This window comes from Chryseobacterium sp. C39-AII1 (genome assembly GCF_039672645.1).
GTDB lineage: Bacteria > Bacteroidota > Bacteroidia > Flavobacteriales > Weeksellaceae > Chryseobacterium.
Window position 1 is genome coordinate 111,386 of sequence record NZ_JBDFPQ010000001.1, and the last position, 15,696, is coordinate 127,081.

Below are 15,696 nucleotides of genomic sequence, written 5' to 3' on the forward strand. Positions count from 1 at the left end.
TTCCTAAGTTTTTTTTGAAAATATTTGCAGTGCTTTTTAATGGATTACTTATAAACCTCCGCTGTAAAACGAATTCCTATTATATTTAAATAATAATATTAATGATTTATTTAAAAGCTCTATCTTTGGAAACTCAAAATTAAAGAAAAAATTAAACATAATGATGTTTACACCAGCAGAACTTTTAGAAATCAATACATTACTTATTCCAGAAAATAAAATAGTAATTCTTACTCATTATAATCCGGATGGCGATGCTATTGGTTCCAGTTTGGGGCTGAAACATTATTTAAAGGCAAAAGGAATTCACGCTGAAGTTGTGGTTCCAAACGATTTTCCGAAGTTTTTGAAATGGATGCCGGAATCTAAAAAAGCCATTATTGGTGAGTACAAAAGAAAAATTGCATTCGATTTGATCAATGAAGCGGATGTTATTTTCTGTTTAGATTTCAATTCTCCTTCAAGAATTGGTTTGTTGGGAGATTGGCTGACGAAAGCTGCAGCTAAAAAAATCCTTATCGATCATCACCAACAGCCGGAACAGTTTGATTTTGTCTATTCAGATACCGTTATTCCTGCGACCTGTCAGATGATTTATCATTTTATCGAAGCGATGGGTGATCAGGATTTAGTGAATAAAGATATTGCAGAATGTCTTTATACCGGAATTATGACGGATACCGGTGGTTTCCGTTTCCGTTCTACCAGTGCAACGACCCACCGGATTATTGCGAATTTAATTGAAAAAGGAGCAGATCCTGCAATGATTACTTCCAATACCTGGGATACGAATACAGTTTCCAGACTTCATTTATTAGCCTTGATTTTAGGAAGAATTGAAGTGGTAAAAGATGGTACGGTTGCTGTTTTATATCTTACCAGAGAAGAATTGAAGGAATATGGCTTCCAGAAAGGAGATACCGAAGGTTTTGTCAATTACGGACTGAGTATTCTTGGGGTAAAAATGTCCGCATTTTTCATGGAAGATTTGTATGAAGATTTTATTAAAATTTCTTTCAGAAGTAAAGATGATATGGATGTGAACCAGTTTTCAAGAAAATATTTCAATGGAGGAGGGCACATCAACGCAGCAGGCGGAAAATCCAATGATTCTTTGTTGAATACGCTTGAAATCTTTAAAGAAAAAATAGAAGGAGAAAATTTGTAGTAAAATAGATGATTGTTGATGGTTTTTCGTCTTTTTTCTGCCATTCTGAATGAAATGAAGAATCTTAAAACCCTCTCACTCTCTCAACCCTTTCGAATATCCTTTCTCCTCCAATTCACGACAGGTATATTCATAGACTTCGTGAAACATAATATCCAGCGATTTTTTGTTGAATAAACTGAATTTCGTCATTTTAGGCGGATCCAGAAAAATATCACAATGTTTTACTTTAGAATAAACCGATTTGGCGATGGCTAGGTGTAAAATTCGGTCAAATTCTTTCAGCAAACTCATGCTTTGAAGGCTGTCGTAACTTATAGAATTAACGTGTGAAGCAATTAAAAAATCACATTTGTCAATGATAGGTTCGATCGGAAGGTTGTCTAAAACGCCACCGTCAACATATATTTTCTCGCCCATTTTCACGGGCGGAAGTACAAAAGGAACACTTGATGATGCTAATAAGGGAACGAATAATTCTCCTTCGGAAAAAAAATCAACAATGCCATGCGTCATTTCGGTAGCGGCAACATACACAGGAAGTTTTAAAATGCTGAAATCATCTTCTGGAAAATGATCTTTAAACAATTTTAAAATAAAATTAGAGCTGAAAATTCCGTTCTTAGAAAGTCTTAGGTATGATCTCGAAAAAAAGGTGGTTTGTCTTACGATATCCATCATTTCATCCGGCGTTTTTCCGAAAGAATAAAATGCAGCAACAATAGATCCTGCACTGGTTCCTGAGATAATCTGGGGCTTCAGATCGTATTCTTCCAAAGCTTTTAAAACTGCAATATGGGCTATTCCGCGCATTCCTCCGCCCGAAAGTGTCAGGCCGATGATCGGTTTCTTTTTTGTGAAATTGAAAATACCCATCAAAAATATTAAGCTTTACTAAGATACAAGATTTTTTTGACAAGTATTTATTAAGGTTCGTCACATTCAGCATCAATTTTTATAAATAGAGATTCGAATTGTTTATTCATTTTTTCATCATGTTCAGGACGTTGTATTTCGTCATTGGCGCAATTTCCCCATCCAAAAACAATCAGATCCAAAATAGCATAATCTTTTTTGTATGATGAATTCAGGCGGCTTTCAAACTCGTCCATGATTCTTTGCGGATCACCGTTTTTCTTGCTCATTTGCTCACGCATTTTTCTCCATTCCTCAATAATTTCATTGTCACCGGAATTTAAAACGCGTGCAAAATGACTACAGCTTTTAAATTTAGAATTCAATAAAACAGAAGGGTCAGAATAAGCCATAATTTTGATCTTATCCAGTTCATATTCCTGAACCAAAGCTTGAGCTGTTTGGGTTTTAACATTCTGCCAATAAGGGGTGTTTACAACTTTCAGGTTTTCGATCAAAGCTTTTTTTTCTGCAAAATCTTTATCAAGCTTAGCAAGAAGCTGGTTTTTATCTCTTCTTACCTGTTGAAGATCTTCCAGTTTAAAAACAGCAGGATCATTCAGAGAAACACCACCTAGTTCAAACCAAAGTTTATACGTATTCTGAATTTCGTCTTTTGAATATTTATTAGCATCAAAATAACCTTTATTTGTGCATAATTCTGTTTCGAAATTAAAGACTTCTTTCTTAACTTCTTTTGTCTGAAGACTATCTTTTGCCTGAGTTTCGGTATTGGTAATAGAATCGTTTGCAGGATTTTTGCTGGCGATTTTGTTCTCTTTTTTACAATTAATCAAGCAAAATAGAAGAACTGAAAATAAGTAAATTCTCATAAAAATATTTTATAATACAAGGTGTTTTGGTAAGTTGTGAAGGAGCTCGGTATTAATGATCGCGGTGCAAATACCCGGTTTTTCCCAATGCCCGTTGTGGCCGCAATCCAGAACGTAGGATTTTATATTGGTTCTGTCCGGAAGATTTTTGATAAGCAATTCGGTTTTTACGGCGTTGTCATGTTTTCCGGCAATGACTAAAATTTTGGCTTCCAGATTTTCAAGAACGTGTTTTTTATCGGTTCTCTCCACCATTCCTTTTACGGAAGCTAATGCTCCAAGATTGTTTGTGGAAAGTGCCGTTTGCAAAGCGATTTCGATTTTTCCTTCCAAAATATCTTTTTCATTGGGGTTAAAAAGATTCGGAACACCGGCTTTTGCATAATGGGCAAACGCATCCTGTATAATTCGGTAACTTTTAATGCGCTGTGCTTTTTTCTCGGCATCATCCGGAAAATAGGTTGAGAAAAATAAAGTTAAACTTTTAAGATATTCAGGATATTTTTCAGCAAAACCTAAAGAAATATAACCACCCATGGAATGCCCTAATAAATGAATTTTTTTAAGATTCTGACTGTCCAGTACCTTTTTTACTTCTTCGGCTACCAATTCCATCGTCTGTACTTCAGCAATAATTTCAGATTGACCATGCCCTGGAAGATCAATCTTTAGCAGAGTGAAATTTTCAGACAAATGAGGTTCCATATCGCTCCAGATAGAACTATTTTCCATGAAGCCATGAAGTAGCACTAAAGTCTCTTTTCCGTTTCCTTTTTTCTCAAAATGTAGCATGATCTTACTTATTAAAAGTGAATGTCAATATAATCAACAAATCCTGAACCATTCACCATATCCTGAAGTCTCCACGTTTTTCCGCCATCTTTCGACATAAAAGTTTTGGTTCCCTTTCTGGTGTAAGCTTTTCCATTGTCGTTATCGGCAATACTTTGAGTAATTTCTCCTGTGAAATTCAAATGTTTGTCTGAAACTACGGCTGCAAAACCTTTAATTGTAACGTTATTTTTACCAGATTTTATATCTCCCGAGATCGTATAATGATCTCTTTCGCCATCAATTTTATCAAATTTTACCGATCCTGAATATTTAGGCGAACTGTCATTCTGATACGTAAACTTATGGGTTCCGTTGAAATCTTTAAAACGATTTACGCTATTTTTTGCTTTAATACTGTCATTGATTTTTGTTCTCGCAGCATTAATAGAATCAACAACTGCTGTGCTGTCTGTCGACTGTGTTTCTTTTTTTGAACACGAAATAATTAAAGTAGCTAAAGCTATTACGGTTAAGAAGTTTTTCATCAAAAAATAAAATTTTATCTCAAATGTAAACAAAAAAGAGCATTTTGAAAATGCCCTTTTGTATTATTTGGTTAATTCTTCGTAAACTTTCTTTTCCCACGGCTTGATGTCGGTAATTCCGTAGCGTTCTTTCTTGGAGATCGCGATATTATCCAGCACGTCTACAAAGTTCTTATAATTGGCATCATCGGTCGGTTTTATGATGATGGTAAAGTTTTCCTTTTTCGGAGCATTATTATAAGCTTTCGCGATGATCTTTGTTATTTTTATGCCTCCAAAATCGGTTTCTTTCAGGTTTCTTTTATTTAAATCTTCGGCATCACTTTGATGATAGAAAACTCTGTCGTTTTTTCCTAAAATAAAAGTGACTTGGTTTCTTTTATCAATAAAATTTTTAGGATTGTGGATCGGATCTCTTGATTTTGCAGGTAATCCCAAATCCATTACATTCGGTTTTGTAAAATTGGTGGTAAACATAAAAAAAGTGATTAATAAAAACCCTAAATCTACCATGGGAGTCATATCTACACGTATCGGTTTTTTACGTTGTTTGCTGCCTCCCTGTTTTTCTTGTGCAATTACTTCAGCCATAACTTTGATGTTTTTTAATGTTAAACAATTACTCTAGTGTTGAATATCGATGAGTATTGATCTGTAATGATTGATACAAAGCTAATACCTGAAACGGCTGTTTTTTGTCTGGGAAATAGGCGATACCCTTTTAATTTATAAATTTATTTCTTTTTTATTTAATATAAAGTATTGATTAATATTTAATTATGATTTGTGTTTTATTAATGTTGTAGAAACTCAAGTTGACGCGTCAATTTATAAATTCAAACGTTTGACAATAGATAATTTTAAATTTAAGCTTTTAAAAAACAAAAAACTCATGCCTTTCGACATGAGTTTTATAATATTATTTTGAAGTTTTTATTTATTCTTTTTGTAATAATTTACTCCGCATTCTAAGAATTTCTTGAAATCCTCTTTCGGCATATATCCTGAAACCGGAGTGTTGATCACTTTTCCGTCCGGTGTTACCAATACATAATGCGGTTGAGAATTATTATTGAAATTAACCTGTTGGAATAAGCTCCATCGGTCACCGATTGTTTTTACTTTTTTCACTTGTCCGTCACCCAGATCAATTTTTGTTTTTTGGTCTTCAGGAAGTTCTTCTTTGTCATCAACATATAAAGATGCTAAAACAATGTCATTTTGAAGAATCGGTAAAATATCCGGCTCACTCCAAACAAATTCCTCCATTTTTCTACAGTTTTCACAACCGTAACCAGTGAAGTCAATCAAGATCGGTTTGTCTTCTTTTTTAGCCAATTCAATCGCTTTGAAAAAATCATGTTCAGGATGCATTCCCAGAATTCCATCTTTTTCATCATGGAAATAGCTCACATTTAAAGGAGGTAAGATTCCGCTTAATAATTGCAATTTCGGACGTTCAGAAGGAATTAATCCCTGAACCAAATAAATTACAAATCCGAATCCTAAAACTCCCAAAATCTTTCTTGTGATAGAAATTTTTGGTTTCTTATCATCGTGCGGGAATCTGATTAATCCAAATAAATATAATGCTAAACCTAACGCCACGATAATCCAAACTGCGATGAAAAGTTCTCTTTTTAATAAGAATGTTTTAGAAACTAAGTCTGCTTTTGATAAGAATTTTAAGGCTAAAGCCAATTCCACAAAACCTAAAACCACTTTCACGGTGTTCATCCAGCCTCCCGATTTTGGAAGACTTTGCAATGCTTGTGGGAATAAAGCCAATAATCCGAAAATAATCGCCCAAGCCAATCCGAAACCTGCCAGAGCAAAGGTCAGTAACATTGGAACGTTTGTAGAACCTGTTACGGCACTTCCCAATAAACTTCCCAAAATTGGTCCTGTACATGAGAAAGAAACGATTACCAAAGTCAACGCCATGAAGAAAATTCCGATGATTCCACCAGCTTCTTCCGCTTTTGAAGATTTGTTCGCAATTGAGCTTGGCAAAGTAATATCGTAATATCCGAAGAAACTTCCTGCGAAGAAAATGAATATGATGAAGAAGGCGATGTTCAGCCAAACGCTCGTTGAAATTTCGTTGAAAATATTTCCTGCAATCCCATCAATAATATGGAAAGGAACACTTAATAAAACGAAAATTAAAAAGATGAAAAATCCGTAGATCATGGCATCTCTTTTACCTTTTGCTTTGTTTTTACTTCCTTTGGTAAAGAACGAAACCGTTAACGGAATCATTGGGAACACACACGGCGTCAACAATGCAATTAATCCTCCGATAAATCCTAAGAACAAATAAGTCCAATAATTTTCGTCCACTTTTGTCGAAGCAGTTCCGCAATCTGTTAAAGGTTTTTGGAAATCAATCGACTCAATTTTTAATTGTTTCGGATCTAATTTCGAAGCTTCTGTTACCGTAACTTCACCTTTTGCCGGATTTTCAACAGCCGTTTCTGTCGTTGCCGGAGCAGCTACAGAATCTTTTGAAGGTTCTGCTTTTTCGTCCGTTTTAGCTTCTTCAGTTGCGCCTTTTGGCGTAACCTGTTTGTTGAATTCTAAGGTATTCGGAGCTAAACAAACGCGATCATCACAAGTCTGATACGTAATTTCTGCAACTACATCAGCAGGTTTTGTTCCGTCTTTTAGCTTAAATTTTTGCTTGAATCCTGCTGAATTGGAATAAAAAACGATCTTTCCACCAAAAGCTTCAGAAAATTCTTCATGTTTTTTTCCAACTTCCACGAATTTTCCAATCAGTTCAATATTTTTTCCGGAAACTTTATATTCCGTCGGAATTCCCGTATCTTCAGGAATGTCTCTGGAATAAATATGCCAACCGCTTTCCATCGTAGCATTCAACACGGCTTCGTATTGATTGTTTCCTAATTCGTTGATTGTAAATTTAAATTTTACAGGATTTTTGATTTGTGCATTAATTCCTGTCGCTAAAAACAACAGAATCAATAAAAACCAGTTTCTAAATTTCATTTTACTTTTCATTAAAAATTTTGAGAATTTTATTCGTCTTCTCATCCCTTGCATATTTTCTATCTTGCCTGAAAGGTATTATTCCTAGGACAGAATTTTCACGATCAGTTAATATCCAGATTTTTTGCCTCGCTAAAATAGATATTTTTTCGTCCCTAAAAAACTTAGAAACTTTCTTTTTCCCCGAAAACCCGGCGGGATAAAATTCATCGCCATCCTGTTGTCTTCTTAATCGCAGCGGGAAGCTGATTTTTTCAGCATCAAAGTTCCAATCGAAGTTTTTATTGATTTCTTCAATGTCGCTGATTATATTTTCGAGATTAATGACGATTTGGTTTTCCAAAAAGTCAAATTTTTCAATTACAATAATTTCCTCGTTCGATTTTTTTTCAACATGATCCAACTTCCAGCTTCCATCCTCCGTCTTCCCGCTTATAATCAATTCATCATAATTTACCGTCAGTTGATACTCTTTTGAAAAAAAATGACTTCCGTTTTCAGCTTTAAAAATTTTCGAAATTTCTTCTTCTTGGTTAAAACCGTACTTTTTCAACAATTCAAACTTTACAAAATCACTTTCCTGATTGAGCTTTTGTTTTGATAGAATTTTATGGTCATTGTTAAATATCGTCAGCCGATTTTCTATTTCCAAGATTTGTTTTTGAACAAAATCTTTGGTCTGATTCAGATAAGAGGCGCTTTTTTTGAAGTTTTCAAGAAAATTATTATTCGTCTCCAATAGTTTAGGAACGATCTCAAGCCTGATTTTATTTCTTAAGTAATCACTTTTTTTATTGGAAAGATCTTCGCGGTAGTCAATGTTTTTTTCTCTCGCATAATCGTAGATCTCATCTTTTGTGAAATCTAAAAGGGGTCTCAAAATATGGTTGTCATTGGATGGGATTCCGCTCAACCCAGTTATTCCTGATGCTTTTGAAAGATTAATGATAAATGTTTCCAGCTGATCATTCAAATGATGAGCGGTGACCAAAAATTCTAGATTTTGCTTTTCCTGAATCTTTTTAAAGAAATGATAGCGCAATTCTCTTGCCCAAAGCTGAATAGAATTTTCCGGTTTTTGATCTTTTTCTGAAACTTGGTATAGGTGAAATTTGATGTTATTCTTTTCACAGAATTTCTTAACGACCTTCTGATCGAGTTCAGAATCTTCACCACGAAGTTTGTAATTGATATGTGCTATTTCGAATGTATAGCCGAAATTACTGAATAATTCAGCTAAAACCATGGAATCAGCACCTCCGCTCACGGCCAAAAGGTAAGTCTGATTTTCTGGAGAATCTACCAATTTTTTTAATCGGTTTTTGAAGTCTGTGTTTGTCAACATCTATGTTGAGGATTTCTTTTATGCAAAGATAATTCATATAATTAAAATGAATTTTCTACCTTTGGTTCGTCTAAAAATGATTATTTATGAAAATTTTTAAAATCTTAGCAGTTTCTGCAATGGTGTTAGGAATGACATCTTGTATTAGCAAAAAGCAATACGACGCATTGAGCTCAAATTACAAGCAATGTATTGAAAACGTGGGGGAAAGACAGAGAGAGATTCAGGATTTAAAATCTCAAAATTCTGCTTTGACGAGTGAGAATAATTTACTAAAAAGCCAGCATGATGCTTTAAAATCATCTTTGGATGCTTGTTTATCAAATTCAGGAAAAAGTTCTGCAAATATTGATAAATTGGTAGGAGAGATCAATGCCTCAAACTCTTACATCAAGCAATTGATTTCTAATAATGCTAAAAATGATAGTTTAAACCTGGCATTATCAAACAAACTGAAAAGATCTTTGGATAATGTAACAGATGAAGATGTACAGGTGAAGGTATTAAAAGGTGTGGTAATGATTTCATTATCAGATAAAATGCTTTACAAAACAGGAGATTATAACATTTTGCCAGCGGCTCAGGAAGTGTTGGGTAAAGTGGCTAAAGTAATCAACGATTACGATAAATATTCTGTATTGATCGAAGGTAACACAGATAATGCAGCATTAAATTCTTCAAGCTTACCAAGAGACAACTGGGATCTTTCTGCATTGAGAGGTACTGCGGTTGCTAAAATCTTACAGACTCAGTTTGGTGTAGACCCGGCGAGAATTACAGCCGGTGGTCGTTCAGAATACAATCCAAAAGCGACAAACATGAGTGTTTCCGGAAGAGCTGAAAACAGAAGAACAGAAATCATTATTATGCCTAAACTGGATGAGTTTATGAAATTGATGGATATTGCTCCTAAGAAATAAGTTTAAAACTGTTTACAAATAAATAAATCCCGAATTGCTTCGGGATTTTTCTTTTTCATCAAATTAGTTCTTCTTTTTTCAATAATGAAATAATTTTCCGTAAAAATGAATTGGATATTTCGTCATTAGTTTTTTTAGAGGATAAAACCTTTACATCTTTTGATTGTGGTGATTCCTGTTTAATAATTCGTTTTTTCATCGCTTATTATTTTTACCCTCAAGTGTGTGTTTCAATTCCTTATTGCAAATGTACCACAGTTTTGAATGGTAAACCATCCGTATTTTTACGGTAATTGATATGGGGTTTTCCCGAATTTGATTATATTTAAGTAAATTTGAATAACAAAAACTTTGTAGAATGAGCTTTTTTGAAGAAAAAAATCCTGAAATGGATAGGTATCTGGAAAATCAGGCGTCTTCCGAACCTGAAATTCTGAAAAAACTAAGAAGAGAGACTTACCAGAAAACAACGCAGCCTCATATGATTTCCGGATATCAGCAAGGAAGGCTATTAACGATGGTCTCCCAGATGATACAGCCGAAAAATATTCTTGAAATCGGAACTTTTACGGGATATGCTACACTTTGTCTTACGGCAGGTTTAGCAAAAGACGGAAAAATTACAACGTTGGATGTAAATGAAGATTTAGCCTATTTACCAAGAAAATATTTTGCAGAAAGTGAATATTCAAGCCAAATTGATTTTAAACTTCAGGATGCGAAAGAATTTTTAAGAAATACCGATGAAATTTTCGACTTAGTTTTCATTGATGCAGATAAGGAAAATTACGCTGAATATTTTAAATTAATCAAACCAAGAACAAAGTCAGGATCGGTAGTGATGTTCGATAATGTTCTTTGGTACGGAAAAGTTTTGGAAGAAAATCCTAAACAGAAATCGACGCAAATAATCAAGGAATTAAATGATTCCGTGGCAAAAGATGATGATTTTGAAAATCTTATTTTACCTTTGCGTGATGGTGTAAATTTTTTACGCAGAAAATAGAATAAGGCTGAGGTTAAGGTTAAGATTTATTGCAAAATTTATCAGCCTTAACCTCAATCTAAACCTTTAATATAAATTAATGAATAAAGGAATTTGTATTGTTACAGTAGCGCCTGTGCGTGCAGAAGGATCTGACCGTGCGGAAATCGTTACCGAAATATTGTTTGGAGAAAGTGCAGATATTTTGGAAGTAAATAAAAACTGGACCAGGATAAAAATGCACTACGATGGCTATGAAGGATGGATGGATACGAAACAATTAAAGCCTGTAACAGACGAAGATTTAGCAAAACGAAAAGTAACTGTTGTGACGGAAGATTTTACTTCTGTTCTGATGAATGACGGAAAAACCTTACTTTCGATGGGTTCGGAGGTAGAATTTCCTGTTGTGGCATCCAGAAGAAGTCATGATGTGAGAGAAAGTATTGCTTTAACGGCTAAAGAATTCCTTAATGTTCCTTATTTATGGGGCGGAAAAAGTTTTTTTGCAATCGACTGCTCTGGTCTTACACAGTTGGTTTATAAAATTCATGGGATCAAATTGCCAAGAGATACTTCGCAGCAAGTGGAAGTGGGCGAATCTTTAACTTTTGTTGAAGAAAGTCAGCTGGGTGATTTGGCATTTTTCGAAAATCCGGAGGGTAAAATTATCCATGTTGGTATTATGCTGGAAAATCAGAAAATTATTCACGCTTCAGGAAAAGTAAGAATCGATACGCTGGACTCTACAGGTATTTTCAATAAAGAACTCAATAAGCATACTCACAAGCTAAGAGTCATCAAAAGTATTATAAAATAAAAATCGGGTTTGAAGTTTTTCTACAATATATTTATCAGTCTTTTGATTTTTGGAATGAAGGTTTTTTCTTTATTCAATGAGAAAACGAAAAAGGGAGTTGAGGGGCGAAAAAAGTCTTTAGAAAAAGTAAAATCAGCATTAAAAAAATCTGATAAGGTAATCTGGATGCACGCCGCAAGCTTAGGCGAATATGAGCAGGGGTTATCGGTCTTAGAGCAGTTAAAACAAAGGTTTTCTACTCATAAAATTCTTGTCACATTTTTTTCTCCATCCGGCTACGAAAATGTAATTAAGAAGCAAAATATTGCAGATGTTGTTTGCTATTTGCCTTTCGATAAAAAGAAAAGAATTAAAGAATTTACTTCTCATTTTTCTACTGAACTATTTTTTACGGTGAAGTATGATTACTGGTATAATCTTTTGGAAGAGCTTAAAAATCAGGATGTAAAAACGTATGTGATCTCCGCTTTGTTTTATGAAAGACAAGCGTTCTTTACGTCATACGGAAAATGGTTTGTAAAGCAATTACAGCAAAATATTGATTGGTTTTTTCATCAGACGCAGATGTCTTATGTTTTAGCAAAAAGTGTAGGTTTGGAAAATGCTTCTGTAACGGGAGATACAAGATTTGATCGTGTAAAGCAATTGAGTGAAAGAGATAATTCTGTAGATTTTGTAGAAGAATTTATCGGTGAAAATCAAACTATTGTTTTTGGAAGTTCTTGGCAGGCTGAAGATAAAATAGCAGAGGAGATTTCGGAGAAAAATCAATTTGTGAAACTTATTATTGCGCCTCATGATTTGAAAAGGGTTCAGAATTTAAAGCTGATGTTTCCGGATGCAATTTTGTACAGTGAGATTAATCATTCTTTGCTGGCCGATTCGCAATCGAATGTCTTGATTATTGATAGTATAGGCTTGCTTTCAAAATTATATTCTTACGCAGATATTGCCGTTGTTGGCGGTGGTTTTCATGACGCTGGACTTCACAATATTTTAGAAGCAGCTACATTTGGTGTTCCTGTGATTTTCGGAAATAAATACAGAAAAAATCCTGAAGCAGATGAATTAATTGCTTTAGAGGGCGGAAAATCTTTTGATAATGAAAGTTTAGCGGCTAGTTTTGCGTTATTTCTTCTTGATGATGAAGAAACGCTTCATTCAATGTCTGAAAATGCTCAGAAATTTGTTGATGCTAAGTCCAATTCTACTGCGTTGATTATCGAAAAGATTTTATCTTAAAAATCCCTGACTTTTAATGTCTTTAATGATCGATTCAATATCATCAGGAATTCTGTCAGAAGTCAGCCAATTAAAATCTAAACCATTATTGATACAAAGTTTTTGTAAATAATGATTTTCCTGAATTTTATCGTGAAGCTTATCTAAATATTCATCAATTTCTATCCAATAATCTTCATCTAGTTTTTTAGTTAAGATTAAAGCTTTGAAAACTTTATTGATAAGGTAAATATATAATTTGTACACATTATCAAAACGTTGTGTTCTCAAATCTTCATTGTAATCAAGAATTTTATTGATCATTAATAAGTTTAAAGAAATATCTCCAAATTTATCTGTGGTAATCTTTACGTGCTCGGTAATCTCCGCGCTCAGCTTTCGGATAATTCCCAGAAAATATTGTTGATTTCCGATGTATTTTGAAGCCAAAAGAACTTTCTCGCCAATGATTTCTTCCATTGCATCTCTTTTGTTGTCGGTAGTTTCCGGATCAATTAATTCGAAATACAATTTTTTAGACAAAAGCTTGTCTTTCTTCAGCAATCTGAAAATAAGACGGTCTTTTTCTATGGATGAAAAATTACTCAGTGCTGCTTTAAATTCTTTAGAATATTCCATTAATTAAATATTTTTGAATATTTCAGGAAACCGTTCATTGCCCAATTGGCAGTGTAATATAAAGATTTTATTGTTGAAAATCCCATAAAATCTTTATACACCAAATATTGATCAACAATAATATTTTTTTTCTTTCTCGAAACGCTGTTTTCGCGCATTCTGTATTTTGCCAATGTCTTTTTTACAGGGTGACCTTCAGGGATTTCTTTCAATAAATTCAGCCACATGACGTGATCTTCGCGTTTACTTTTTACAGGAAAGAAAAATTTTCCAACTCTTTTGGTATCATACATCGTTGAAACCGGAGCCAGCCTGCACGTTTTAAGCAAATTAGAAAAAGTAACGATTTTATCTGCCATGAAATCCTTTAAAATAGGTTCCATCGTATGCTCATCACATCTCGAATAGTTGCTGTAAACCAACTCTACGTTATGTTCTTCCATATAATCGGTCATGGTTTCCAGATATTCGGGATACCAAAGGTCGTCAGAATCTAAGAAGGCAATATATCTTCCCTGCGCTCTTTCAAGACTTTTATTACGGGCATTTCCGGCGCCGCCGTTTACTTCCAAAGCCTCCAGTTTTATTCTTGGATCATTGTATTTTCGGATGATTTCAACGGTGTTATCTTTAGACAAATCATCGGTAATCAGCCATTCCCAGTTTTCGTAGGTTTGCTTAAGTACAGATTGTATAGTCTCCTCGATGAATTCTGCAGAGTTATAACAAGGCGTGATAATGGAAACGAGATCTTTCATTTGTGATGTAAAATTATAAAAATTTCTTTTCGTATAAATGCCAAGAAGCAATTCCTACTCCGATCACTACCAACATACAGATAATGCCCATGAAATAAGGATTGTAATCTGTAAATAATCCCAACGTTGCAAAAACCCTGATGATCGGGAAGTGGAAAATGTAAATTCCGTAGGTGAAATCTCCATACTTTCCGAAGTGGTTTAAAAATTTGAAAGAGTAGGCGATATACAGAACAATAATGCTGATCATAATAGGCGAGAACAGTTTAATTTTTAAAATTAAATCAATCCAAACCGTTACAAAAGCAATGACAAAAAGAATATTTTTATGTTGAATGAATTTTTCAAAATTAAAGTAAACCAGCATTCCGCCAATAAAATAGCATAGCGCGCCCGGAATTTGTCTTGATAATTCTACTTTTCCGATGTGTTCAAAATAATTCAGATAAGCTAAAGAAAGAAAATAGAAGATAATCAAGCTGATATTTCGGTATTTATTATTCTTTCCAAAAAATAAAAATAAAACAGGGACTAAAAAATAAAAGCACATTTCGATTTTCAATGTCCAAAGTGCTCCGTTTACAGCTCCATTTCCAAACACTCCGGGAAGGTTGGGTGCCATAAAATTCATAAATACAGAATTCCATAGAAAATATTTATGCGTTTGCGAGCTGCTGAAATATTCGGCAAAAGAAACGGTGCTTACCAGACTTAAAAGTACAGTACAAAGAACCACCACCAGCCAGTAACCGGGAAGAATCCTTTTAAGCCTTTTCATGATGTATTTTTTCAAAGTGCTCGTTCTTTCGTAGCTGCGGGCAATCAAAAAACCACTTACGATGAAGAACGCAAAAACAGCGACTTCTACAGGGCTGTGTTTTAGAAATTCTAAATCTGCAGAAGCACTCAGATAGCCTAAATGACCAACAAAAACGATGAAAGCGAGGAGAACACGGATAAAATCAAAATTATTTTTCGCGATGTCTTGCATTTGTATATTTTTAACAAAAATAGTTTTTTATTTTGAAGTTTGTGTTAAGCCTACGTAAGCAAAGGTGTTTTGTGATGATTTACAGGATTAAATTTTTTTTTAACCATATAAATTTTTTGAATATCTTTGAAAATGTAAATTTCAGCAAGGTTTTTTACAAAAAATGATTAAATAAAGTAAAAAAATTATAATTTTAAGGCCTGAAAAATTTGATATGAAGAAATTAGCATTACTATTTGCAGGAGTATCGTTATTAGCAATGAGCGGATGTAAAGACGATGTAACTGAGCAAGTGTTTCCATTGGTAGGGAAGTGGCAGCCGATAAAAGAGGTAAGAACAGTAGTGGAAACGGGAGAAGATCCTTATTCTGATACTATTGATTATACAGACTGCCAGAAATCTTCAAGATGGGATTTCTTCGAAGCAGGAAACGGAAAAAGAACGGACAGAGAAGAGGTAGGCGGAGCTTGTAGTGCAGTTGCAGATTATAATTTTTCATATACTTATGATAAGAGTTCTACACAATTTGAAATAAAATATCAGGGAATTGTAGAATCTGAAAAAGGTAAAGTAACGCGTTTGGATGCCAATACATTGAATCTTACGTTTGAAGATACGTCGGAGCCAGGTGTATATGAGTCTACAACCATTACGTATACAAGAATCCCGCAATAATTTTCAGCAAAGAATTAAATGCAAAATAAATATAAAGATCTCATCTTCGAATGAGATTTTTTTGTTAGTATCTTTATGATAATTAATTATAAAT

General features: G+C 34.0%; 16 protein-coding genes. 6 read left to right on the forward strand and 10 right to left on the reverse strand.

Annotated features, from left to right (window positions below):
- The first annotated feature begins 163 nt into the window (after positions 1–163).
- Positions 164–1,168, forward strand: coding sequence for a bifunctional oligoribonuclease/PAP phosphatase NrnA (locus ABEG63_RS00470; protein ID WP_346582821.1), 1,005 nt, complete (start codon positions 164–166; stop codon positions 1,166–1,168).
- Positions 1,169–1,243: 75 nt separating this feature from the next.
- Here ABEG63_RS00470 and ABEG63_RS00475 read toward each other — a convergent pair whose 3' ends face one another.
- The 7 genes from ABEG63_RS00475 to tilS form a co-directional block, all read right to left on the reverse strand.
- Positions 1,244–2,044: a patatin-like phospholipase family protein gene (locus tag ABEG63_RS00475; RefSeq protein ID WP_346582136.1), complete on the reverse strand. Its 801-nt coding sequence runs from the start codon at positions 2,042–2,044 to the stop codon at positions 1,244–1,246.
- 50 nt (positions 2,045–2,094) lie between these two features.
- On the reverse strand, positions 2,095–2,916 hold the full coding sequence (locus tag ABEG63_RS00480) for a hypothetical protein (protein WP_346582137.1): 822 nt from the start codon (positions 2,914–2,916) through the stop codon (positions 2,095–2,097).
- A gap of 9 nt (positions 2,917–2,925) precedes the next feature.
- On the reverse strand, positions 2,926–3,708 hold the full coding sequence (locus ABEG63_RS00485) for an alpha/beta hydrolase (RefSeq protein ID WP_346582139.1): 783 nt from the start codon (positions 3,706–3,708) through the stop codon (positions 2,926–2,928).
- 11 nt (positions 3,709–3,719) lie between these two features.
- Positions 3,720–4,235: a hypothetical protein gene (locus ABEG63_RS00490; protein WP_346582141.1), complete on the reverse strand. Its 516-nt coding sequence runs from the start codon at positions 4,233–4,235 to the stop codon at positions 3,720–3,722.
- A gap of 63 nt (positions 4,236–4,298) precedes the next feature.
- Positions 4,299–4,826 (reverse strand): biopolymer transporter ExbD, encoded by a 528-nt coding sequence (locus tag ABEG63_RS00495; protein ID WP_346582142.1) that lies wholly within the window; start codon positions 4,824–4,826, stop codon positions 4,299–4,301.
- Between the two features lie 342 nt (positions 4,827–5,168).
- Positions 5,169–7,247, reverse strand: coding sequence for a cytochrome c biogenesis protein CcdA (locus ABEG63_RS00500; protein WP_346582826.1), 2,079 nt, complete (start codon positions 7,245–7,247; stop codon positions 5,169–5,171).
- Position 7,248: 1 nt separating this feature from the next.
- Positions 7,249–8,592, reverse strand: a complete 1,344-nt coding sequence (gene tilS / locus ABEG63_RS00505) for a tRNA lysidine(34) synthetase TilS (RefSeq protein WP_346582143.1) — start codon at positions 8,590–8,592, stop codon at positions 7,249–7,251.
- 86 nt (positions 8,593–8,678) lie between these two features.
- Here tilS and ABEG63_RS00510 point away from each other — a divergent pair, with 86 nt between their 5' ends.
- From ABEG63_RS00510 to ABEG63_RS00525, 4 genes are all read left to right on the forward strand, one after another.
- The gene (locus ABEG63_RS00510; protein ID WP_267402334.1) at positions 8,679–9,512 is read left to right on the forward strand and encodes an OmpA family protein; all 834 of its coding nucleotides are present in this window, start codon (positions 8,679–8,681) and stop codon (positions 9,510–9,512) included.
- Positions 9,513–9,870: 358 nt separating this feature from the next.
- Positions 9,871–10,518 carry an O-methyltransferase gene (locus tag ABEG63_RS00515; protein WP_346582146.1) on the forward strand — a complete coding sequence of 216 codons (648 nt, stop codon included), beginning with the start codon at positions 9,871–9,873 and terminating at the stop codon, positions 10,516–10,518.
- A 79-nt stretch (positions 10,519–10,597) separates the two neighbouring features.
- On the forward strand, positions 10,598–11,317 hold the full coding sequence (locus ABEG63_RS00520) for a C40 family peptidase (RefSeq protein WP_346582147.1): 720 nt from the start codon (positions 10,598–10,600) through the stop codon (positions 11,315–11,317).
- A 9-nt stretch (positions 11,318–11,326) separates the two neighbouring features.
- Positions 11,327–12,559: a glycosyltransferase N-terminal domain-containing protein gene (locus ABEG63_RS00525; RefSeq protein WP_346582150.1), complete on the forward strand. Its 1,233-nt coding sequence runs from the start codon at positions 11,327–11,329 to the stop codon at positions 12,557–12,559.
- On the opposite strand, the gene ABEG63_RS00530 is transcribed toward ABEG63_RS00525, so the two are convergent.
- From ABEG63_RS00530 to ABEG63_RS00540, 3 genes are read right to left on the reverse strand one after another with little or no spacing between them, the layout of a single operon-like run.
- The gene (locus ABEG63_RS00530) at positions 12,551–13,177 is read right to left on the reverse strand and encodes a deoxyuridine 5'-triphosphate nucleotidohydrolase (RefSeq protein ID WP_346582152.1); all 627 of its coding nucleotides are present in this window, start codon (positions 13,175–13,177) and stop codon (positions 12,551–12,553) included. The genes ABEG63_RS00525 and ABEG63_RS00530 overlap by 9 nt on opposite strands.
- Positions 13,177–13,935 (reverse strand): glycosyltransferase, encoded by a 759-nt coding sequence (locus tag ABEG63_RS00535; RefSeq protein ID WP_312394536.1) that lies wholly within the window; start codon positions 13,933–13,935, stop codon positions 13,177–13,179. Before ABEG63_RS00535 ends, ABEG63_RS00530 begins: the two co-directional genes overlap by 1 nt.
- Before the next feature lie 13 nt (positions 13,936–13,948).
- The gene (locus tag ABEG63_RS00540; protein ID WP_346582154.1) at positions 13,949–14,926 is read right to left on the reverse strand and encodes an acyltransferase; all 978 of its coding nucleotides are present in this window, start codon (positions 14,924–14,926) and stop codon (positions 13,949–13,951) included.
- A 214-nt stretch (positions 14,927–15,140) separates the two neighbouring features.
- Between ABEG63_RS00540 and ABEG63_RS00545 the strand changes: the two genes are divergently transcribed.
- Positions 15,141–15,602, forward strand: coding sequence for a lipocalin family protein (locus ABEG63_RS00545; protein WP_312394531.1), 462 nt, complete (start codon positions 15,141–15,143; stop codon positions 15,600–15,602).
- Positions 15,603–15,696: the final 94 nt, after the last annotated feature.